Raw genomic sequence first — 19,859 nt, 5'->3', positions numbered from 1 at the left:
TGACTCAGTAGACTCGTTGCCCATGGTGTCCACGGATCATTCGAACGGACAGGGGCAACCATGGATCGCTGGCCAGTTTCGGGCCGGAAAGTCTCAAAGCAACTGAAATCCTGGTGTGCGGGACGCGACGGAACCGGATGCCCCGCATTTCATCGAGCCGCTCTTTAAGGGAATTGCCATGAAATATAAGCAACTCGGCCGCACTGGCCTGTATGTCTCCGAGCTGTGCCTCGGCACGATGACGCTGGGCGGCAATGCCGACGCCGGGATGTGGAAGGCGATCGGCACGCTCGGTCAGGACGAAGCGAACCAGTTGATCGCTCGTGCGCTTGCCGAAGGAATCAACTTCATCGACACCGCCGACATTTATTCGTTTGGCCAGTCGGAACGCCTTGTCGGACGGGCGCTGAAAGACATCGGAGTACCGCGCGGCGAGATTGTGCTGGCGACGAAGACAGGCGGTGTGATGGGCCCAAAACCCAACGCCCAGGGGGCGTCACGCGGCCATATCATGGATTCCGTGCAGAGAAGTCTGGAGCGGCTCCAAGTCGACCATATCGACCTTTACCAGATTCACGCCAGCGATTCCGTCACGCCGATCGAAGAGACGCTGCGTGCGCTCGACGATCTCACGCGGCAGGGGCTGGTCCATTATGTCGGCGTTTCGAATTGGCGCGCGGGCAAGATCGGTAAAGCGCTCGGGTTGAGCGAAGCGCTTCGCGCCACGCGCTTCGAGACGCTCCAGGCCTACTATTCGATCGCCGGACGTGACGTGGAGCGCGAACTGGTGCCGCTCGTCGTCGAAGAGCAGATGGGGCTGCTCGTTTGGTCGCCCCTCGCCGGCGGATTGCTTTCCGGGAAGTTCGGTCCTGGGGCGCCCGTCGAGGAAGGCTCGCGGCGCAGCAATTTCGATTTTCCGCCGGTCGATCTCGATCGGGCCTGGCCCTGCGTCGCACAGATGCGCGCCATTGCCGACGCGCGCGGTGTTTCGGTCGCCCGGATCGCGCTTGCCTGGATACTCGCCAAGCCGTATGTGACGAGTGTCATTATCGGTGCCAAACGGATCGATCAGCTCGAGGACAATCTCGGTGCAGTCGACGTCGTTCTCACCGAGGAGGAGCTTGCGCGTCTCGAAGCAGTTAGTGCGCTGCCTCCCTCCTATCCCAACTGGATGGTCGATCGTCAGAACGCGAGCAGAATTCCGCTTCCCTTCACACCTGTCGCGCCGGATTAGAATCGGCGTGGAATTTGCTTGAGCGTTGGGCAAGCACTTTCTACGGCGATTAGTTGATGAGAGAAGTCAACCTTTCCGGCCGGCACGTTCAGCGCCGACGCGGCAGCGCGTTGAATCCACACCCAGCATTGAATCAGCAGTCGAATCGACGAATCGATGTCACTTCGAAAAGGGCGGCGGCAGCCATCGCCGTTCGCCTGATGCTTTGTGCGGCGATGGCGTGCCCGGCGCTCGCCAAGCCGGCGCCGCCGCCGGCGTCTGCCGCGTCCGCGTCCGCGGCGTCGGCCGGCGGCGCGTCGGCGAGCTCGGGTGCCGCGTCTTCCGCAGCATCGAACGGCAACGCGAAATCGCCGACGCCCGGTTCGGCGGCATCGGCTTTAGCGGCGCAAGCCGCATCGGCTGCTTCGGCGGCAGTTGCGGCGGCGGCCCAGCATGCCGCCGATGTGGTCGCGCACCTCGACCCGCGCGACGCGCTCAAGCTCCGCGGTCAATTCGGCCACGATGTCACGCGGCGCTTGAACGCGCCGCCCGCCGATCAACTCGCCTATGGGCAGCGTTTGCAGGCGGCGCTGGCGGCAAAGGGGCTCGCCACCCTGGCGCGACAGTACGTCGTGCTCGTCGATCGCAATCCGAACGTGCAGGCAGTGTTCATCTACTTTCGCGGCGATCCGGCGAGCGCTTGGACGCTGATCGGCGCTTCGCCCGTCTCCACCGGCTGGCCCGGCCGCTATGACCACTTCGTGACGCCGCTGGGCGTCTTCGAGCACACGCCGCGGAACATGGATTTTCGCGCCGAGGGGACGTTCAACGAGAACGGCATCCGCGGATACGGCGCGCGCGGCTCGAGGATCTTCGATTTCGGCTGGACCGACGCCCTGCGCGGATGGGGCAAGGGAGGTGTTTCCTCGATGCGCTTTCAAATGCATGCGACCGATCCCGACAGGCTCGAACCCTTGCTCGGGATTCGCCACTCGAAGGGGTGCGTGCGGATTCCCGGTTCGCTCGACCGGTTTCTCGACCACTTCGGCGTACTCGATGCCGAATACCAGGCGATGACCGACGCGGGCCTTTCGCTTTGGGTGCTGCACCCGGATCGAGCGGTGACGCCTTGGGCCGGCCGTTACTTGGTCGTCGTCGATTCGGGTGACAAGTCGCGTCCGAGATGGTCTCCGCTGCCGCGGCCGGAGGTCAGGGCGCGCGTGCCGGAGGGCGCGGATACGGCCGATTGAGTGCGGCCGGAAGGCAGGCCGTGCGCCGCTGCGCGGAGCTTAGAGCGGCGCTGATCCATTGGGACGCTGATCCGCTGAGCCGTGGCTGAACTCCGCCACCGGGCCCATCCGAGATCCGACCTCGGTCTATCGCCCGAGCCAGACCGCTCCCGCGCCGAGCAGGGCGCCGCCAACGGCGCAGGCCCACAGCAAGCGCCGGGTCCGCCGTTGCTCGTGACGCAACTCGGCGAGCCACACCGCGGCCTCGTGCCGCTCGTGCGTGCCGTCATACATATGCTGCAACCGTTGTGCGACGAGAGTAGGCAGGCGCGGCATCGCCGCCAGATGCGGCAACTCGCGCGAAAGCCGCTTGATCCAGCCGCGGTGGCCGATGTCCTCTCGGGCCAGGGCCTTGAGCGTGCCTTTGACGACTTGCCACGTGTCGAAGCCCGGCGCCAACGCGAGGGCCAGCGATTCCGCCCGCTCGATTGCCTCGTGGGCGAGCGTCAACGCGGGCGAAACGCCGCCGTCGAAAGGCTCGACGGCGCCCAGCAGGTGCGCCAACAGCGCGGCTGGCGAACGCTGCCCGCTCGGCGCGGCGAAATGCGGTTCGGCGCGTGTGCGCAGTTCGGCGCTGAGCACTTCGTCGCGCGTGCCGGGCTCGACATGGCCCGCTTCCCGATGCATCGCGGCAAGCCGCGCGTAATCCTGCTCGAACAGCGCGCTGGCCCCGTGGACGAAGAACGCGCGTTCGGGTTCCGTTAGAGTCGCCATGACTTTGCCGTCGCCGAACACGAGCCTGCCTAGTGTCTTTTGTTCGATGCTGACGCGCAGGTGTTCCGCGTCGAGCGCCGCATGAAAAAAACCGTGCGCGAACGCTTGCTCGACGACGACTTCGACGATGCGCTCGGCCAACGCTTCCAGATCGATGCCGCGCAGGCGCAGCATCTCGAGATCGGTCATGGGCGCGGACTCGATCCGCTCGGTCACGAGCACGTGATCGGTGCTGAGCTCCCATACGACCTCGGGCACGACGACGCGCGCGTCGTCTTGGAAGTGCCGGCTCGTCTGCGACAAATTGGCCGCTTCGGTCCGCAAATCGAAGCGTCGCTGGACTTCGGCGCCAAGCGATTGCGCCATCGCATGCACACCGATTTCCCGGGCCGCGGGCAGAAAACGCTCGAGCACTCGCGCGACCCATCCCAGGACGGCGATGTCGTCCCCGATGCGCTGGACCTCCTTGGCGCGCAGTAGCTTGACGATGGTGTCGACGTAGCCGCCGTCCGGCCGTTCGCTGCTTTCCCGGGCACGCAACCGCGCGGCGTGGATTTGCTCGGCGACGCGGCTTTCGAGCGGGACGAGTTCGATCGAAGCGAATACGGAATCCGGCGCACGCCCCATGGCCTTTGCTAGCGCGGGAACGACCTCGCTTGGCGGTAGGGGCTTGGTCAGCTCCGTCTCGGCGGCGGCGAGCAGGCTGAATACATCGTGGACGGAACGCGCGAACGTATCCGGTTGTGTCAACGCCTGTTCCGTGAACGCGCTGAGAAGCGGCCCCAACTGCGGGAGGGCTCGGTGCAGCGATCCGCGTGCGCTTGCCGAGGCGTGCACGCTCGAGGCGAGGTGCATGAACCATCGCACTCGGTCTTTGTGCGGCGCGGCGGCCCATAGCAGCTTCGCGCCATAGCGCAGCGCGCAAAATAGAAGAATCAGCCGGCGGAACGTAGTGCGCATGAAAGGAGAAATAAGCCCGGCGAAAGGGATTGGGTGCCAGCGAGAAGAATGCCACGTGAAGCGGCGCGGTGCGCACTCGAGCGCAAACATTGCAAACAATGGTCAATTGCCGAGCGAAACAGTGCGGCTTGACGCATGCCGATCTCGTCCTGCTTCTCTCTGTGGCAGCGCACAACAAGAAAAGCTCAATCGACCCCTAAAGTTACGCGTGCGGCTGCCGTAATGGCGGCATCGGCCCCACCCGCGCTACCCGCAACAACCATACGAGGCGCCTCGCCCGTGTGATGGGACGCATGCCGTTGTTGTCATCCATGAGAGAGTCAACGATGTCGCATCACGCATTCTTCAATCGACTGTTCCCGCAAAGCGTGGCGGTCGATCTCGGCACGGCGAACACCCTCATCTACGCGCGCGGAAAGGGGATCGTGCTGAACCAGCCGTCGGTGGTCTGCTTTCAGAAGTCGGCGGATGCGGGAAGAAGCCGAGTCACGGCCGTCGGCGACCAAGCGAAGCAGCTGATCGGGCGCTCGCCCGGCAACGTCGAGGCCATCCGGCCGATGCGGCATGGCGTCATCGCCAATTTCTCCGCCGCCGAACACATGTTTCGTGAATTCGTCGATATGGCGCAACTGCGCTCGCTGTTCGGACGCCGCGCCGAGTTCACGATTTGCGTGCCGTCCAACGCGACGGACGTGGAGCGCCGCGCGATTCGCGAAGCCGCGCTGGCGGCGGGCGCCTCGAGGGTGACGCTGATCGGCGAATCGCTCGCCGCGGCGGTCGGCGCCGGCTTGCCCGTGTCCGAGGCGCGCGGCTCGATGGTCGTCGACATCGGCGGCGGCACGACCGAGGTCGGAGTCGTCTCGCTCGGCGGCATCGCCTATCAAACGTCGGTGCGCGTCGGCGGCGATCAGTTCGATGCGGCGATCATCGGCCACGTGCGCAGCGTCTACGGAGTCCTCATCGGCGACCAGACGGCCGAAGTCGTCAAGAAAACGATCGGCACGGCAACGGCGAACGTGGCGCACGAGCGGATGCGCGCGGTCGGCCGCAGCTTGACCGACGGATTGCCGCGAACGATCGAACTGTCCAACCACGACGTGGCGGAAGCGGTGACCGTGCCGCTCAAGGCCGTCATCGGCGCCGTCAAGAACGCGCTCGAAAACGCGCCGCCCGAACTCGTGACGGACATTGCCGATACGGGCATCGTGCTGACGGGCGGCGGCGCGCTGCTGGCCCACCTAGACCAGCGGCTCGCCGAGGAGACGGGGCTCGTGGTTCGCGTGGCCAACGAGCCGCTGACCTGCGCGGTGCGAGGGGCGAGCGCGGCCGCCGGTTGCGTCGATTCGGCTTCGTTCCTCCAATAACGACGACGCGCGGCGTTCGTTGCTGGCCGCCGATGCGTGGCACGGCACGGTGTTACCATCGGCGTTTGCTTATCCGCGTCAGCCAGCGCCGGCCTGTTCATGCCTTCCATTAGCCAACTCAACGTCTATCCCATCAAGTCCTGCGGTGCGATTTCGCGCGAAACGGTTCGTTTGACGCCCTACGGCCTCGAGCACGATCGCAACTGGATGGTGATCGACGGACAGGGCCGCTTCATCACGCAACGCACGCATGCGAGCCTCGCGCTGGTCCAGCCCGCGCTGAATGGGGATGCCCTCGAAGTGCGGGCGCCCGGCATGGCAACGCTGATGTTGCCCGTCGATGCCGGCGCGCTGGCCGGGGCACCCGCGGTTGCCGCAACGGTGTGGGGCGACACCGTGTCCGCGCTCGACGCGGGCGACGAAGCCGGCCGCTGGTTTTCGGATTTCCTGGGGGCGCCGGTGCGGCTCGCGCGTTTCAGCCCCGGTGCCGAACGGACGGCGAGCCGGAAATGGACGGGCGATGCCACGGCGGTCGTGCGATTCGCCGACGGCTATCCGCTGCTCGTCCTTGGCGAAGCATCGCTTGCGGATCTCAATACGCGTCTGACGGGCAAAGGCGTGGAGCCGATTCCGATGAACCGCTTCCGGCCGAACCTCGTGCTGAGCGGGATCGACGCTTACGAAGAGGATTACACGGAGTCGTTTCGAATTACGGCTGAGGCCGGCGAAGTCGAGTTGCGCATCGTCAAGCCGTGCACGCGCTGCCCGATGCCCAACATCGATCAGGCGCGCGGCGCGCCCGATCCGCGCTGGCCGAACGAGCCGACGGACACGATGAGCACCTACCGTTCCGACAGCCGCGTAGAAGGTGCCGTAACCTTCGGGCAGAACGCGATCGTCATCGCGGGCGTCGGCCACATCCTGGCCGTGGGGCAGCCGGTCGACGCCGAATTGCGTTTCGACGCATGAGCGCGGACGAAACGATGGCCGTTCAACCGGCCGCTACGCGCCGCGCCGTGGTCGTGCCTGACGACGAGGTTCGCTTTGTCGAGCTCGGGAGCGGGTTACGAATGCCTTACGTCGAACGCGGCGCCGGCCCGCTTCTTCTGTTCGTGCATGGCTCGCTGTGCGATTACCGCTACTGGCAGCCGCAGCTAGCGGGGCTATCCGCGCGCTACCGCTGCGTTGCCGTGAGTCTCACGCACTATTGGCCCTTGGCGGGATTGCCGCGTACGGTGCCGTTCAGCTGGAGCAAGCACGCCGATGAGCTTGGCGAGTTCGTGGAAAAACTCGACGCCGGCCCCGCGCACGTCGTGGCGCATTCGCGCGGCGGTGCCGTCGCGTTTCAATTCACGGTGCGTCATCCGCAGCATGTGCAGTCGCTGACGCTGGCGGATCCGGGCGGCCCATTGTCGGCGTCGGCTTCAGCGTCGGGAGGCGCTCAGGCCGCGCTCCCCGACACCGTCAATCCATTGCGCGCGAAGGCCGCGCAGTTCGTGGAGCGGGGCGATTTGGAAGCCGGGCTGCAATTGTTCGTCGACTCCGTGAGCCGGGTTGGTTCGTGGGCGAAGAGCACGCCGGCATTTCGCGCGATGGCGCTCGACAACGCGCCCACGCTGCCGCTGCAGTTTCAGGATCCGCTGCCCGCTTACACACGCGAGGCCGCGTGGAGCCTGCGATGTCGTACGATGTTAATCGACGGAGAGAAAAGTCCGGAGCTGTTTCGGCGCAACGTGGGCATGCTCGAGGGCTGGCTGCCCGACGTCCGGCGCCATACGATACGCGGTGCATCGCACGGCATGAACCTCGCGCATCCGAGCGCATTCAACCGCCACGTCGACGAGTTCATTCGCGACGGCGAGTGAGCGCAGTCGGATGATAGCGCGGGCACCGCGTTTGCATTGATCGAGGCGCTTGACGCGCCAACTCCAACGCCAACCGACTGGAGCAACCCGATGCTCGATACCGACGCACTGACCGATACTCCCCCGAAAGCCGGCGCCCCGTTGCACGGCGATCCCGACGGCGCGTTCATCGCGCCCGAGCACCCCTACATCGCGCGTACGAGCCAATACGTGCTGAAATCGGGCGATACGTTCGTCGTGAACGATCCGCTCGGCGACATCAACGGGGTCGACGACGGCCTATTCGTCAACGACACGCGCGTGCTGTCGCAGCTGCGCCTGACGTTCGGCGGCCGCGCGCCCTCGCTGCTGTCGGGCAACGTCAGCAACGACAACGCGTCTTTTACCGCGCATTTGACGAATCGTCCGCTGCCGCCGCTTGGCGGCGAGGGAACGCCCGAAGGCGTGATCCACGTGGAGCGGCTGCGTGTCTTGAGCGGCACGGTGCTTTACGAAGCGATCACGCTGACGAACTACGGCTTTAGCGATGCCGTCGTGCCGCTTTCGATCTCCTTTGCGGCCGATTTCAAGGACATGTTCGAGGTTCGCGGCATGAAGCGAACGCAGCACGGCACTTTCGAGCCGACCCAAGTGGGGAAGGACGACGTGACCCTGGCCTACGTCGGGCTCGATCAGGTGCGGCGGCGCGTGGATATCGCCTTCACGCCGACGCCGGATCATCTGTTCGCGGATCGCGCCGACTACACGGTCCAACTGTCGGCGCATGCGTGCGTATCGATCTACTTGTCGGTTGCCGCCAATACGCACCGGGTATCGGGCGCCGAAGGCGTGGCACCGCTCAGCGCTCACGTTGCGCAGCCGCCGCACAACACGCATCCGGCGCATTTGACGCAGATCGATGCGATGCGCCCGCGCGTGGGACGGGCGGCGGTTCGTGCCGCGCTGGCGAACGCGCACTTGTCGATGCGGGAACGCCGCCGGTCCACCGCGCGGATGCGCTCGAGCAATCCGCTGTTCAACGCGTGGCTCGACCGCTCGTTCGCCGATCTGAGTTTGCTGACGACGGATCTGCCGACGGGCCCTTATCCCTACGCAGGGATTCCGTGGTTCTCGACGCCGTTCGGACGCGATGCCGTGGTGACGTCGCTGCAGACACTGTGGCTGCAGCCCTGGCTTGCTCGAGGCGTGCTGCGGTTTCTGGCCGAGCATCAGGCACGCGAGGATTCGAAGTTCCGCGATGCCGCGACCGGCAAGATCATGCACGAGATGCGCAAGAGCGAGATGGCGGCGACGGGCGAGGTGCCGTTTGCGCTGTACTACGGCGGTGTGGATACGACGCCGCTGTTCATCGTGCTGGCGGGCGCATATGCCGCGCGCACGGGGGATCATGCGCTGATCGCCGAGCTTTGGCCGGCGTTGGAAAGAGCGGCGCAGTGGGTGGCGAAAGTGTGCGACAAGAATCGCCACGGTCTGGTCGACTATCGCTGCGAGTCGGATCGCGGCTTGGCCAATCAGGGATGGAAGGACAGCCACGATTCGGTATTTCACGCGGACGGGCGCTTTCCCGAGGGCCCGATCGCACTCGTCGAAGTTCAGGCGTACGCGTGCGCCGCATTCGACACGATGGCGCAGTTTGCGACGCAGCGCGGGCTGACCGAAGATGCCGCCCGATACGCGGCGCGCTCGACGGCGTTGCGCGAACGCGTCGAGGCGCTTTTCTGGATGCCCGAGGCCGATTTCTACGGCATTGCGCTCGATGGACATGGCGAACTCTGCCGTGTGCTCGCGTCGAACGCGGGGCATTTGCTTGCGTTCGGGCTGCCCACGCGTGCGCGCGGCGAGGCCGTCGCGCGACATTTGCAGTCGACGCTGTTTCATACGGGCTGGGGTGTGCGCACGTTGGCCGCGGGGCAAGCGCGCTTCAATCCGATGGCGTATCACAACGGGTCGGTTTGGCCGCATGACAACGCGCTCTGCGCGCGCGGCCTTGCGCGCTACGGCAACAAGCAGGCGGCCGTGCATTTGCTGCAGGCGCTGTTCGAAGCGGCGGTCAGTTTCGACATGCGCCTGCCCGAACTCTTTTGCGGTTTGGGGCGCCGCCGCGGCGAGCCGCCCACGGCTTACCCGGTGGCTTGCCTGCCGCAAGCGTGGGCGGCCGGGGCGCCGTTCATGATGCTCGAAGCTTGTTTGGGCGTGATGGTCGACGCGGAGCGCGGCGAAGTGCGCATCGATCAGCCGGCGTTGCCGGAGGGTATCGATTGGCTCGAAGTTCGCAACTTGCGGGTCGGGGAAGGCACGGTCTCGATTACGTTCCGGCGCGTCGGGGAGAAGGTGGTTCCTTCGACCGATAGCGGCGATGTGCGCGTCGTGGCGATGCTATAGGTGCCGTCGGGGCGATAGTGCGATAGCGCGATGTGGGCGATAAGCGCGGGCCGCGCGAAGTATGTGCGGCTCGAGTGCTTCGTCGATCTTCGATTGCACGTGCCCGGCGATCGCCGGCCCGGCTTCAGCGGAATTTGAAGCGATCGCCTTCGAGTTTCGACGGCCCGCTATCGTGCGAGATTGCCTTCGTCTGCCATTTGGGGACGAAGTCGGGCCCGTAGATCACGGGCGTCATGCGGGCGGCCGAATTGGCCGCGCCGGTCTTGACGCGAAGCATTTTGAAGCCGTTCTGCGCGATGTTGCTCGACAGGAGCGGGTTCGCGGCGGGCAGCGCGGCGTCTTCGGTGGCGTAGGCCGCAAGGGGAAGGGCGCCGAGCAAGCATGCGACGCCGAGCGATGCAATCAGTGGATGAGACATGGCGAGACCTCATCATCGTCGATGAAAGAACGGCTGCCGTGGGGCAACTAACGGCAGCGACGTCAGCGCGATCAAGCGGGCGGGCAAACGCCCGGCGATGTACGCCGATGCGCCTGAAATCTAGGCTGCGATGCTTAAGAAAAGCTTAAAAGTCGAATTCTGCTTCGCGCAGGAAAAACTTTCGATCCTCATTCTGCTCGGCCTTTAACATCAACTCTGCGCCGACGAGCTCGCCGAATTGACCGCGCCCTAGGATCGTCATCGGATCCTCGAATCCGTGAACGTAGCCCAAGGCAAATGCGCCGCATTGATAGCCCATCAGGCACAGCAACTCGTCGGACAGTGTGCGAGCTATCTCCAGCGGGCAAGAGAGAAACTGGTTTTCCTCCTGTCGGAGCCAGCCAAGCGCGTAGGTTAGATTGACAGCCGATCGCACGCGTTTTGAGCGATTTTCGCCGCCGCCGTGGTAAATCTTGCCGTCGTAGATCAGTACCGATCCCTTTTCCATTTCCACGGGAAGACTATCTGCGATCTGAAATTCAACACCCCGCCCCGCGCGATGACTGCCAGGGACGATGCGTGTCGCGCCCATGTCGTCGGTGTAGTCGGTCATGGCCCAAAGCGTGTTGCACTGAGCGTGATAATCAAGGGGGAAGGGAAACATATCCCAGGCCACCTCATCCTGATGCAGCGTTTGCGCTTTGGCGCCGGGATAAATGGACACGACCTGGGTGCAGTGAATCTGACAGGTCGTCGCGTGAGATAGGAAACGGCGGGTTGTCTCGAGAATTGTCGGATTGACGATCAACTCGCGGGCGCTCGCCGAGCGTGCGATCAGGCCCCCGGTGCGTTTGGTCCGTCTGCCGAGAATGTTGTCCGGCCCGAAGGGCGCGACCGCTGTGTAGGGCTCCAGCTCCTCTGCAATGCGATCCATCGTGGCGGCTGGCACGAGCTTGTCGATGATGGCATAACCCTGCTCGCGCAGGCAGTGCTCCACTTCTCGTGCGGAAGCACTGTTGGGAAGACGAACTAGCGACATGGAGGATTCCTTTAGTGGCTGCTCATTGTTTCGGCTGATGCCTCGTGACCCACGCCGCGTAACCGGTACCGGATGATCATCGGTTAGCGGCTTTCATCGAGTTGACTAGTGCCAATCGGTAGAGGTTCAGTGTCCGAGCGCACATCGCCGATGGGGTGTAGCGGTCTTCGACGTACGCACGCAACCGGGCAGGACGTGCTCTTTCAGCGTGATGACCGGCGAGCACCTCCTTGACCCGCGAGATCAGTGCGCGGGTATCCTCCGGAGGGATCAGTAGTTCAGGCGTGACGCCGCGCAAGATTTCCTGCAAGCCGCCGACGGCAAAGGCCACGACAGGCACTCCGGTAGCCAAGGCCTCGATGCTTGCGCCCCCGAACTCCTCATACATCGATGGCATCACGATCAGGTGGCAGGATGCCATCGCTGCCGGTACGTCATGGTGGGGGATAAAGCCTGTCATGGTCACCCAATCCTGCAGCCCCGCCTTCTCAACCGCGTGCCGTAGGCGATCTCGTTGTGTTCCGTCGCCGACGATAAGCAGCTCGCACGCTTCTTCTCGGAGCGCGACCGCGAGTGGGATCAGGTGGTGCCATCCCTTTTCCTTTGCAATTCGGCCGACAAAGCCGACCGTTCGCCTCGTTAAGCCGTGGCGTGCGCGGAACGCTGCTACGGCATCGAGTGGCGGCGGTGCAAATTGAGTGGTATCGACCATGTCGGGAATGATTTCGACGAGCCTCGCGTCCTTGGCGAGCACCGTCGCAGTTCGTTGCGTCAGGGCCATAATTGCGAAAGCCGTAGTGACGGCCCGCTTTTCCAGCCATCGGGCTAGCCGATGCTGGCGCACATCCAGCCACGAACTGGGGGTATAGACCGCGAGACGAGAGCAGTGGACCGTGACGATCAGCGGGCGGCGCAACAACCGGGGAGCCAGCCACGCGACTAGGAGTGCGGGGATCTGCCCGTCCAGATGCACGTGGACGATGTCGAAGTTTTGCTTGCGCGCTCGATAAAGCAGGGCACCTAGTGTCGCTGCGGCCCAAGACTGAGTGAGCCCCACCAGTCCAGTGAACTCGGAGCGTATCCGTGGCATGGGTACCATCATCCGTTCCACGCAAAGAAGCGGATGTAGCTCCCGCAGTTTGGGTAGCCCCGGGAAGCCGATGGTCATCACGTGCTGTTGGATGCCCGCTTCCGCGAGGCAAACGGCCTGTCGCCAAGTTTGCACCTGCATACCCCCGACGGAGTCGTAATCCAGGGGCCACGATTCGACGTCCGGATGATGGAAAAAGGGAGTCAGCTTCAGGACTTTCATGCGAATCAAGCCTTCACATGGATCGTGCAGACCATGGACTCGGACGACACGCCCGTGAGGGAGTGGATCGGGTGTCCATTCGGTTAGAGGATGATGTCGCCAACGAGCTTGGTGTCCAGCGAATCCGCTAGCGCATCGATTGAGATCGATCGGCTTGTCGACGACAGCATGCCGGTGTGAATATCGAGGGTCGCCTCCAGGCGGCTGAAGACCTGTTCCCAGTCGCGGGTATTCAGTTCGACCTCGTCGAGTGCCACGATAGTTTTTGGCTCCTCGCCGGTCACGTTGCAAATCGTGTGGACGATGAGTTGACGAATGAAGGTGCTTGTCATGGCCGTGGTCGCTTTATGGGTGACGTTCAATTGGCAGCGAGTCGCCCGGGCTGTAAGGTGTCCACCGGGCTGGCTGCCTCGCGAACGATTTGCCTAGCGATTCGTAGCGCATTGGCTTGGATTGTGAGGGTGGGGTTCAAGCCGCCGGGATAGGGCATATAGCTGCCGTCTGCGACGTAGACGTTATCCAGTGAATGAACCCGGCCATCTCTATTCACCACTGAGGTCCGCGGATCTTCGCCCGCGCGACAGGTGCCATGCAGATGGGTGCTGCCCATGGCAAAGTTGGAGGCTTCGTGTCGAATATCGCGCGCACCGGCAGCCTTCAGCCAGTCGGCCGACCGTTCTTTCATATAGGCCAAGCGCGCTAAGTCTCGCGGGTCCACCGTGTAGTCGATCATGATCTGCGACAGTCCCCAGCGGTCCGTCGTGTTCGAGAGGCGGACCCGATTCCCAAGAGAAGGGTGATCCGCGAGGATAGCTTCGACTCGCAACACGAGACCGTCGACTTGCAAAGGTGCCCAGTCATCGTGTTTAGCCTCGTAGATCAGCCCACCTACTCCATACGGGCACCGTTCATCCAGGTAGTGATCGAGCACGCAGACGGTCGAGAACGGCCCTCGATACCCGATCGGATGGGCGTCGATTCGTTGCCGGTCTCCATCCGCAATGCCTTGCGAATATTCGCTTAGCTTCATGCAGAGCCCTCGACCGACGACATCGTGTTCATTGCCGAGCCCGTGAGGAGCATAGGGCGTGACCGAGCGCAGCAGCAAGGCGGCCGTCTGGATCGCATTGCCGGCCAGGACGAAACGGTGCGCTCGAATGAAGTGAACACGGCCGGTCTCGGCATCCACACATTGCACGGAGTGGACGCGATGGCGCCTCTCCTGCATCAGCGATACGGCCTTTACGCCGCTCAACAGCAGCAGATTCGGGGCGTCTGCCAGCGGCCCCAGGATGGCGTTGACCACGTCGCGCTTCGCGCCACGCGGGCACTGTGCCGAGATGCACAGCGAGCAGTGGTTGCATAGGGTGCGCTCGATCGCCATTGGGGTGGTGCACGGTAGATGGCCTAATTGGATCGCGCCTCGCCAGAGATTTTCCCCGGGAAGGCTCAAGGATTCGGGAGGCTGTCGCCGTCCGCAAGTGAATCCCGCATAGTCAATGCAAAGACGGGACTCCATTTCCTGATAGAAGGGCGCGAGGTCTGCCGCATCAATGGGCCATTTCACCGGAAGCCCGTCGACACGAATGCATTCGCTGGGGTCGAAGTCGAAGTCGGTGTACCGGAAGGACGCGCCGCCATAGAAAACCGTTCCACCCCCGAGATTGCGCGTGCTCCATGGCCACCCCCGCGGGTCCCATCCTTGCACGTCATTGCCGGCCAACGCAGTGGTGGCGTCCGCATCGACGGCCGCATTTTTCGCACCGGCTTTAAGCCTGACGCCTTCTTCCAGGAGGAGCGTGCGAAGCCTGGCGCGAACGAACGTTTCTGCGGCCACGGCGCCGCCGGCACCGCTCCCAATGACAACGACGTCGAAAGGGTCCTCTAGTAGTACGTCAGGTGGTAGCCCATGGATGTGCGATGAGCCGAGAGCTTGGTGTTCAGCGAATGGCGCGGACGAGGACATCATCTTGTCGTTGGTTGCTTAAAGTAATGGCCGAAAGCGGAATCTTGCCTTCTTCGTTCATTAAATGATCTACCGATAATTTGGTAAGACGAATGAGTGTGCGGCATGTGCATCTTAATGCGATCGGAGTTTTAATTATAATTTAGTATTGATTTTTTTAAAGGTAATTTGGTCTGAAAATTTATTTATATATCAATTATAAGATGCATATATCTCAATAAATTTTCAGACCAAATTACGTAATAAATTGCGAATTATTGCTGTATATTTTGCCTTCTGCGTCGCATGTGTTGGAGAGGGTATGAATCGTTTAGGCTTTCTATCAATCGTTAATGCGGTTGAGGCAGGGGAAGTTTTCTATGCGTAACTTGCTACTCCAGTTCGAAAACGAGCAGTGCCCCGTATGGATCGGCGCGCGGTGCGATGATGAAATCGTATTCAGGTTGCGCGAGCTTAAAGCCTCGAGCTATCACTTCGTCGTCGACCGGACCGTCGCTCAGCTGCACGGGCGTGCGCTATTTGATCGGCTCGCCGCTGAAGAGCCGGCGAGGCTGTGGATTGCCGACGGCGGCGAGTCAGCGAAGTCTATTGCCGCGGTTGAGCGCCTGGCGCGGGAAATGGTGCACGCGGGCATCGATCGGAGGGGGGCAATCGTAGCCGTTGGTGGCGGGGTCATCGGGAATCTCGCCGGGTTGACAGCCGCTCTGCTCTTTCGCGGCGTTCGCCTAGTGCACGTTCCGACCACTTTGATTGCCGCGGCGGACTCGGTGGCCTCGCTCAAACAGGCTGTGAACTTGCCGTACGGAAAGAATTTGCTGGGCTGCTATCACGCGCCGGCGGCGGTACTGATCGATCTCAACTATCTGCGGACCTTGCCTGCGAATCAGGTTCGCTCGGGTATGAATGAGATCATCAAAAACGCGTTGACGGTGGCGACGGAGAACATTCAGCTGCTTGACGATATGTTGAACGCGGACGCGCGCTATTCCGATACGGAATTCATGGCCATTATCGAAGGCGGTTTGCTTGCCAAGCACAAGGTCATGATCCTCGATAAATACGAACGCAAGCAGGCCCTTGTATTCGAGTATGGGCACACAGTAGGCCACGCCATAGAGCTGGCCGCGAATGGCCGGGTGCCGCATGGAGAGGCTGTTGGCCTCGGGATGATCGTGGCGGCGGAAGCCGCGTGTCGGCTCGGGCTGCTGAGTTCGACTGAGCTAGAGCTTCACCATCGGCTGCTGACGCGCAATGGGCTCGTGGTCCGATTGCCTATGGGGGTGACCGTAACAGCAGTGATGGCGTACCTACGCACAGACAACAAGCGTGGATATGTCTCTGCCCGCCCTGACGAAGTAGCCATGATTCTGCTGAGAGGGCTGGGTGTCCCGAACGGACCAGTCGAGAGGCCGTTAACGGTGGTTGAGTCTTCGCTGGTTCAGTCCTGTATCGAGACGCGCTTGACCGAAATCGCCAATGTTGTCTACTGACGCGACCCCTACAGGCGTGATTCGCCTTGATGTCGAGCAAGTGCTGGGCCGCCTACGCGACGCCGTTGGCCAGGAAAACTTGGATCGTTACCTTGTATCCTGCGCTGCCGTGCAATTCTGGGCGGATCTACTGGCTCACTGGAAGTCGGGAGGGGCGGCGACGATATCGGCGAAGGACGAAATCAATAGGAAGCTTCGCCGTGCTGAATCCGCCGCCGACTGCGCCGCACAGGGGTTACTGGGGCGAGTGCTGGCAGCGCATCCGATTGCAGATGACCTCTCATCGGTGTGCCTCCAAATTACGGAGGACTTTAGGCTCGCGTCCGTGAGCAAGCTGATCCACCTGCCTATGCCGGAATGCTGCGGCTATGACCTCGCAGATCTCGAACTCATTGCTGGTGATGGCGAACGGCTGACGGCGCAAGTGGGCATCAGTCGCCCCGTCCTGATCGTTGGGATACGTTCCGGCGGTACATATCTCGCGCCGCTATGGAAGGCCGCGCTGACGGAGCTAGGCGTCGCGGATGCCCACTGGTGCACTGTACGCCCCCAGAGCACAAATGAGGCGATCGATGAGCTGGAGGCCATTCAGGCTTGGATCGATGGCCGGTTCGCGCCGGTGGTCGTAGTGGTGGACGATCGGCCGGATACGGGAGACACGATGGAACGCGTCGCGGCAATGTTGCGTGAGCCAGGCGTCGATCTATGGTTTTCCAGTGTCGGACAGCTTTGGCACGGCCCGGCGGGGCGCGCTGGGCTCGTGCAATTTCCCACGCTCGCAGTTCGGGGCTGTCGTGATCTACGGCTTTGGGAGTGCCTGCTAACTGAAGACCATCCAAGATTCATCGAGCGGCTGCGGCGCGTGCCCGGGCTACCTGCACTGCCGCACGATGTCCAGTTGCAATTCAGGTGTTCGCACGGTGAGTTGCGTTATGGATCCGGCCGTACCTGGCTACCGTGGAATGACCCAAAGATTCTGCAGGGGCGGCGACCTTTGGTGAATCCGCGCAAGACACCGGTAGCCGTTTGCGGAGCTGACAGCCAGCTACTGTTGCACTTGCGCTTCATTGGCGAGGGCGTGTTCGGGCGCGCGGAGTTCCGGACGGCGCAAAACATGGATTGCGCTCGGCGAGGGTGGTTCATCGATGGCTACGTTGCGACGGCGGACATCGGCCCGTCGGAGCCGTTCCGCGAAAGATTTCACGCCGCGAGTCAGTCGGTTCGGGCTGACCTGCTGGCGCAGGCTGCGGGCTGGATAACCGTTCTTACGCGGCAAGTCGTTGCGCTTGCCCACGACGGTTCTCCGACTATCGCGCTCGGCCCGCGTTGGTCTGCGGTAATGGATGCGATGCAAGAGAGCCGCGGCCTGTCGCCGGTTGTGCCGGAGCGGTTGAGCGCATTTCTGACGCGACGGGTGCCGTGGCTAGGGCAGACGGGCAAGGCGATTCGTTCCTCGTTGCGCTATGCCTGCGGCGGCTGGCATTGGCGGGTTGACCACTATGGGCGACTCCACCGCTTCCAGGCGGAGGCGAACTGGGGGGACGTCAGCTTTCCTGAATTGGAGTTGGCGGCCTTCGCCTTGGAGAATCGTTTGCCGCCCGCGGACGCTCGGGTTCTTGCGTCATTGTGCGGCCAGGCCTATCCGAGCGTACGGGAGAGTTTGCCGCTTGCCGCGCTGACGATCGCCGAAGCCAGAGTGCGAAGCGTAAGAGCGGTCAGTGATGCTGGTCGGATCGCCTTGTGTCAAGACTTCCGTCAATTGATGGAGACGACCGCCGAATTGGCCGGGTTCGAGGCACTTTAACGGAGAATGGTATGGACAGGCCGCAACACATCGTAACTGACGTCTGCACCGCGCGGCCCCGGCTGCGTGCCGTCAGTTCCAATGGTGCTCATGTGACGCTCTCGGATGGGAAGCAATATATCGACCTGATGAACGGAAAAGGCTGCGTCACTCTCGGACACCATCATCCTGTGGTGAACGACGCGATAGTGAGGCATCTTCAAGGTGAGCGGGCGTCGATCACTTGTTGGAGCGATCAGCATGAGGCGCTAGCGAACCGGATCGTCGGCGATGTCGGCATGGACAACAGCCGGCTCGCCTTTTTCAGCACCGGCACGGAGGCCTGCCGGGCCGCTGTCCAGGTCGCACGACAGTTCTCTGATCGGCGTGTCGTCGCTAGCGCCGGCTATCACGGTTGGGGTGACTATTGGATCAGTGCCGATCATCTGCTGGGTGCCAATGCCAGTGGCGTAATCGACTTCTACTTTGTACCCGAACTGCTTCAACGGGTACTGGAACAGCATCGCGGGCAGGTAGCGCTGGTGATCTTGTCGCCGGACTATGTCCATCTGCAACCGGGCACACTGCGTCACCTGGCGGAGATTGCGCGCAGCGAACGTGTCCTACTGTGTTGCGATGATGTCAAACAAGGCTATCGCTCGATGCCTGCCTCCCAATTTCCGAAAATGGTCGGTTCCCATGCGGACCTGTACACCTTCGCGAAGGGACTGGCAAACGGGCATCGGCTATCGTGCCTGATCGGCCGATCCGACGTGATGGCATTCGCGAGGGACTTCACATACACCGCCTATTTCGACTCGGTCCCGATAGTGGCAGCATTGGCCACGCTGAACTACATGTCAGCTCACGAGGGCTATCGGCGACTGGCCCACTGTGGTGCTACGCTCGCCGCCGAAATGAGAAACGCCGTGCGGCGTAAAGGGCTTCCGATCGACATTTACGGTGACGGTCCAATGTTGCAAATTGTCGCGGCAACGCAGGCCATGGAAGAAGTCTTGTACGCGAACTGCGCCGCGGCCGGTCTTTTGCTATATGAGGGCGACAATCAAGCGGTCTCGTTGGCAACAGCCCATGTGTTGGACGAATTGCTCCAGCGCTTCGAGATTGCTTTGGCAGCAACGTCACGACAGTTGGGATCGATAGACTCTATGGCGGTTAGTCCACGCAGACGCTTCCAGGCAGCCTTCGAAATGATGGATGGGGCCACCGACATCGTTCCTGCCGAGCAGGCAATCGAGTGGATCGGCAAGCCGTGATGATCCCGACAGCCTTGGATTCGATGGTGGGCAAGCGAATTTTATTGCTTTCGCCTCACTCGGATGATGTTGCTTTTTCGATAGGCGGTATCGTTGCTCGCCTTTTCAAGCAGGCGGATATCCTGCTGTTGACAGTCTTCGGACGCAGCGGTTGGGCGCTGCCGCGCGTGCTTGGCTCGGCGTCCGTGGATGAGATATCGGCTGTGCGGCAACAGGAGGATCGCGCCTTCTGCGCGCGACATCAGATCGGTCACGTTTTCCTGACTTGCCCCGACAGTTTCGTGAGGGGTTACGACAATGCGCAAGAGCTTCGCGTCGCCCCCGACGACGACCGGAGAACTGCGGACATCGTGAGAATGATCGGCGAATTCGTGGCGAGTCTGGCGCCAAATCTGGTAATCGCGCCGTGCGGTATCGGCGGACATGTCGATCATCGAATCGTTCGGACAGCAGCCGAAACGCTGAATCAGACGGGCGTTCTCTACTACGAAGACATTCCCTACAGCGCAGGCCTGTCGCTGGCCGAACTGGATAGGAAGCTTACCTGCGAAGGCTTGGCGCCAGTCATGCCGGTTGACATCGGGGGCGTGCTGGAACGCAAGTGCGAGGGTATGCGGGGTTACCGCTCTCAGACCAGCGCGACGACGATCACCGAGATGCTGTTACATGCTCGTCGTGTCAGCGCGGGTAACGCGAATTACGCAGAGCGCCTCTGGCGTCGCGCGCATTGAATAGCCACCTATAAGCACCGCACGCACGCTCGTATCGCTGCGGAAAATCGGCCTGA

The 19,859-nt window shown here is 62.5% G+C and carries 16 protein-coding genes; 10 read left to right on the top strand and 6 right to left on the bottom strand.

From position 1 onward, the window contains the following. Window positions 1–178: 178 nt before the first annotated feature. Together DWV00_RS24715 and DWV00_RS24710 are read left to right on the top strand one after the other, a co-directional pair. On the top strand, window positions 179–1,234 hold the full coding sequence (locus tag DWV00_RS24715) for an aldo/keto reductase (protein WP_115536239.1): 1,056 nt from the start codon (window positions 179–181) through the stop codon (window positions 1,232–1,234). 56 nt (window positions 1,235–1,290) lie between these two features. Continuing rightward, window positions 1,291–2,463 carry a hypothetical protein gene (locus DWV00_RS24710; protein WP_342767009.1) on the top strand — a complete coding sequence of 391 codons (1,173 nt, stop codon included), beginning with the start codon at window positions 1,291–1,293 and terminating at the stop codon, window positions 2,461–2,463. Between the two features lie 126 nt (window positions 2,464–2,589). On the opposite strand, the gene DWV00_RS24705 is transcribed toward DWV00_RS24710, so the two are convergent. Beyond that, complete coding sequence (locus tag DWV00_RS24705; protein ID WP_115536237.1) at window positions 2,590–4,176, bottom strand: ABC1 kinase family protein; 1,587 nt, start codon at window positions 4,174–4,176, stop codon at window positions 2,590–2,592. Between the two features lie 326 nt (window positions 4,177–4,502). On the opposite strand from DWV00_RS24705, the gene mreB reads away from it, so the two are divergent. The 4 genes from mreB to DWV00_RS24685 all read left to right on the top strand — a co-directional run bounded on the left by mreB (window position 4,503) and on the right by DWV00_RS24685 (window position 9,787). Beyond that, window positions 4,503–5,540 carry a rod shape-determining protein gene (gene mreB, locus DWV00_RS24700; protein WP_115536236.1) on the top strand — a complete coding sequence of 346 codons (1,038 nt, stop codon included), beginning with the start codon at window positions 4,503–4,505 and terminating at the stop codon, window positions 5,538–5,540. A gap of 99 nt (window positions 5,541–5,639) precedes the next feature. Continuing rightward, complete coding sequence (locus tag DWV00_RS24695) at window positions 5,640–6,509, top strand: MOSC domain-containing protein (protein ID WP_115536235.1); 870 nt, start codon at window positions 5,640–5,642, stop codon at window positions 6,507–6,509. A gap of 101 nt (window positions 6,510–6,610) precedes the next feature. Further along, window positions 6,611–7,405 (top strand): alpha/beta fold hydrolase, encoded by a 795-nt coding sequence (locus DWV00_RS24690; protein ID WP_115536309.1) that lies wholly within the window; start codon window positions 6,611–6,613, stop codon window positions 7,403–7,405. Between the two features lie 90 nt (window positions 7,406–7,495). Beyond that, a complete protein-coding gene (locus DWV00_RS24685) occupies window positions 7,496–9,787 on the top strand; it encodes an amylo-alpha-1,6-glucosidase (protein WP_115536234.1) in 2,292 nt (763 codons plus the stop codon). Between the two features lie 124 nt (window positions 9,788–9,911). On the opposite strand, the gene DWV00_RS24680 is transcribed toward DWV00_RS24685, so the two are convergent. The 5 genes from DWV00_RS24680 to DWV00_RS24660 form a co-directional block, all read right to left on the bottom strand. Then, window positions 9,912–10,205 (bottom strand): hypothetical protein, encoded by a 294-nt coding sequence (locus tag DWV00_RS24680; RefSeq protein WP_115536233.1) that lies wholly within the window; start codon window positions 10,203–10,205, stop codon window positions 9,912–9,914. A gap of 145 nt (window positions 10,206–10,350) precedes the next feature. Then, a complete protein-coding gene (locus tag DWV00_RS24675; RefSeq protein ID WP_115536232.1) occupies window positions 10,351–11,244 on the bottom strand; it encodes a phytanoyl-CoA dioxygenase family protein in 894 nt (297 codons plus the stop codon). 76 nt (window positions 11,245–11,320) lie between these two features. Continuing rightward, window positions 11,321–12,556: a glycosyltransferase gene (locus DWV00_RS24670; RefSeq protein WP_115536231.1), complete on the bottom strand. Its 1,236-nt coding sequence runs from the start codon at window positions 12,554–12,556 to the stop codon at window positions 11,321–11,323. Between the two features lie 83 nt (window positions 12,557–12,639). Further along, entirely contained in the window at window positions 12,640–12,888 is a 249-nt protein-coding gene (locus DWV00_RS24665; protein ID WP_115536230.1) for a DUF6137 domain-containing protein, read from the bottom strand. A gap of 26 nt (window positions 12,889–12,914) precedes the next feature. Further along, window positions 12,915–14,393: a GMC oxidoreductase gene (locus DWV00_RS24660; RefSeq protein WP_181885575.1), complete on the bottom strand. Its 1,479-nt coding sequence runs from the start codon at window positions 14,391–14,393 to the stop codon at window positions 12,915–12,917. 488 nt (window positions 14,394–14,881) lie between these two features. On the opposite strand from DWV00_RS24660, the gene DWV00_RS24655 reads away from it, so the two are divergent. The 4 genes from DWV00_RS24655 to DWV00_RS24640 are packed head-to-tail and all read left to right on the top strand — an operon-like array spanning window position 14,882 to window position 19,803. Then, window positions 14,882–16,012: a 2-deoxy-scyllo-inosose synthase gene (locus DWV00_RS24655; RefSeq protein WP_181885574.1), complete on the top strand. Its 1,131-nt coding sequence runs from the start codon at window positions 14,882–14,884 to the stop codon at window positions 16,010–16,012. Continuing rightward, a complete protein-coding gene (locus tag DWV00_RS24650; protein WP_115536227.1) occupies window positions 15,999–17,816 on the top strand; it encodes a hypothetical protein in 1,818 nt (605 codons plus the stop codon). The genes DWV00_RS24655 and DWV00_RS24650 overlap by 14 nt, the downstream gene beginning before the upstream one ends. Window positions 17,817–17,827: 11 nt before the next feature. Then, on the top strand, window positions 17,828–19,072 hold the full coding sequence (locus DWV00_RS24645) for an aminotransferase class III-fold pyridoxal phosphate-dependent enzyme (RefSeq protein WP_115536226.1): 1,245 nt from the start codon (window positions 17,828–17,830) through the stop codon (window positions 19,070–19,072). After that, window positions 19,072–19,803 (top strand): PIG-L deacetylase family protein, encoded by a 732-nt coding sequence (locus DWV00_RS24640; protein ID WP_115536225.1) that lies wholly within the window; start codon window positions 19,072–19,074, stop codon window positions 19,801–19,803. Before DWV00_RS24645 ends, DWV00_RS24640 begins: the two co-directional genes overlap by 1 nt. Window positions 19,804–19,859 lie beyond the last annotated feature (56 nt).

It is taken from the genome of Trinickia dinghuensis, assembly GCF_003367175.1.
Lineage (GTDB): Bacteria > Pseudomonadota > Gammaproteobacteria > Burkholderiales > Burkholderiaceae > Trinickia > Trinickia dinghuensis.
This window is presented reverse-complemented; position numbering and strand designations above follow the sequence as displayed.

Bases quoted from the DNA above. Each gene is read 5' to 3' on its own strand.
- DWV00_RS24715 (WP_115536239.1), top strand. From the start codon at position 179: ATGAAATATAAGCAACTCGGCCGCACTGGCCTGTATGTCTCCGAGCTG.
- DWV00_RS24710 (WP_342767009.1), top strand. From the start codon at position 1,291: ATGAGAGAAGTCAACCTTTCCGGCCGGCACGTTCAGCGCCGACGCGGC.
- DWV00_RS24705 (WP_115536237.1), bottom strand. From the start codon at position 4,176: ATGCGCACTACGTTCCGCCGGCTGATTCTTCTATTTTGCGCGCTGCGC.
- mreB (WP_115536236.1), top strand. From the start codon at position 4,503: ATGTCGCATCACGCATTCTTCAATCGACTGTTCCCGCAAAGCGTGGCG.
- DWV00_RS24695 (WP_115536235.1), top strand. From the start codon at position 5,640: ATGCCTTCCATTAGCCAACTCAACGTCTATCCCATCAAGTCCTGCGGT.
- DWV00_RS24690 (WP_115536309.1), top strand. From the start codon at position 6,611: ATGCCTTACGTCGAACGCGGCGCCGGCCCGCTTCTTCTGTTCGTGCAT.
- DWV00_RS24685 (WP_115536234.1), top strand. From the start codon at position 7,496: ATGCTCGATACCGACGCACTGACCGATACTCCCCCGAAAGCCGGCGCC.
- DWV00_RS24680 (WP_115536233.1), bottom strand. From the start codon at position 10,205: ATGTCTCATCCACTGATTGCATCGCTCGGCGTCGCATGCTTGCTCGGC.
- DWV00_RS24675 (WP_115536232.1), bottom strand. From the start codon at position 11,244: ATGTCGCTAGTTCGTCTTCCCAACAGTGCTTCCGCACGAGAAGTGGAG.
- DWV00_RS24670 (WP_115536231.1), bottom strand. From the start codon at position 12,556: ATGAAAGTCCTGAAGCTGACTCCCTTTTTCCATCATCCGGACGTCGAA.
- DWV00_RS24665 (WP_115536230.1), bottom strand. From the start codon at position 12,888: ATGACAAGCACCTTCATTCGTCAACTCATCGTCCACACGATTTGCAAC.
- DWV00_RS24655 (WP_181885574.1), top strand. From the start codon at position 14,882: ATGCGTAACTTGCTACTCCAGTTCGAAAACGAGCAGTGCCCCGTATGG.
- DWV00_RS24650 (WP_115536227.1), top strand. From the start codon at position 15,999: ATGTTGTCTACTGACGCGACCCCTACAGGCGTGATTCGCCTTGATGTC.
- DWV00_RS24645 (WP_115536226.1), top strand. From the start codon at position 17,828: ATGGACAGGCCGCAACACATCGTAACTGACGTCTGCACCGCGCGGCCC.
- DWV00_RS24640 (WP_115536225.1), top strand. From the start codon at position 19,072: ATGATCCCGACAGCCTTGGATTCGATGGTGGGCAAGCGAATTTTATTG.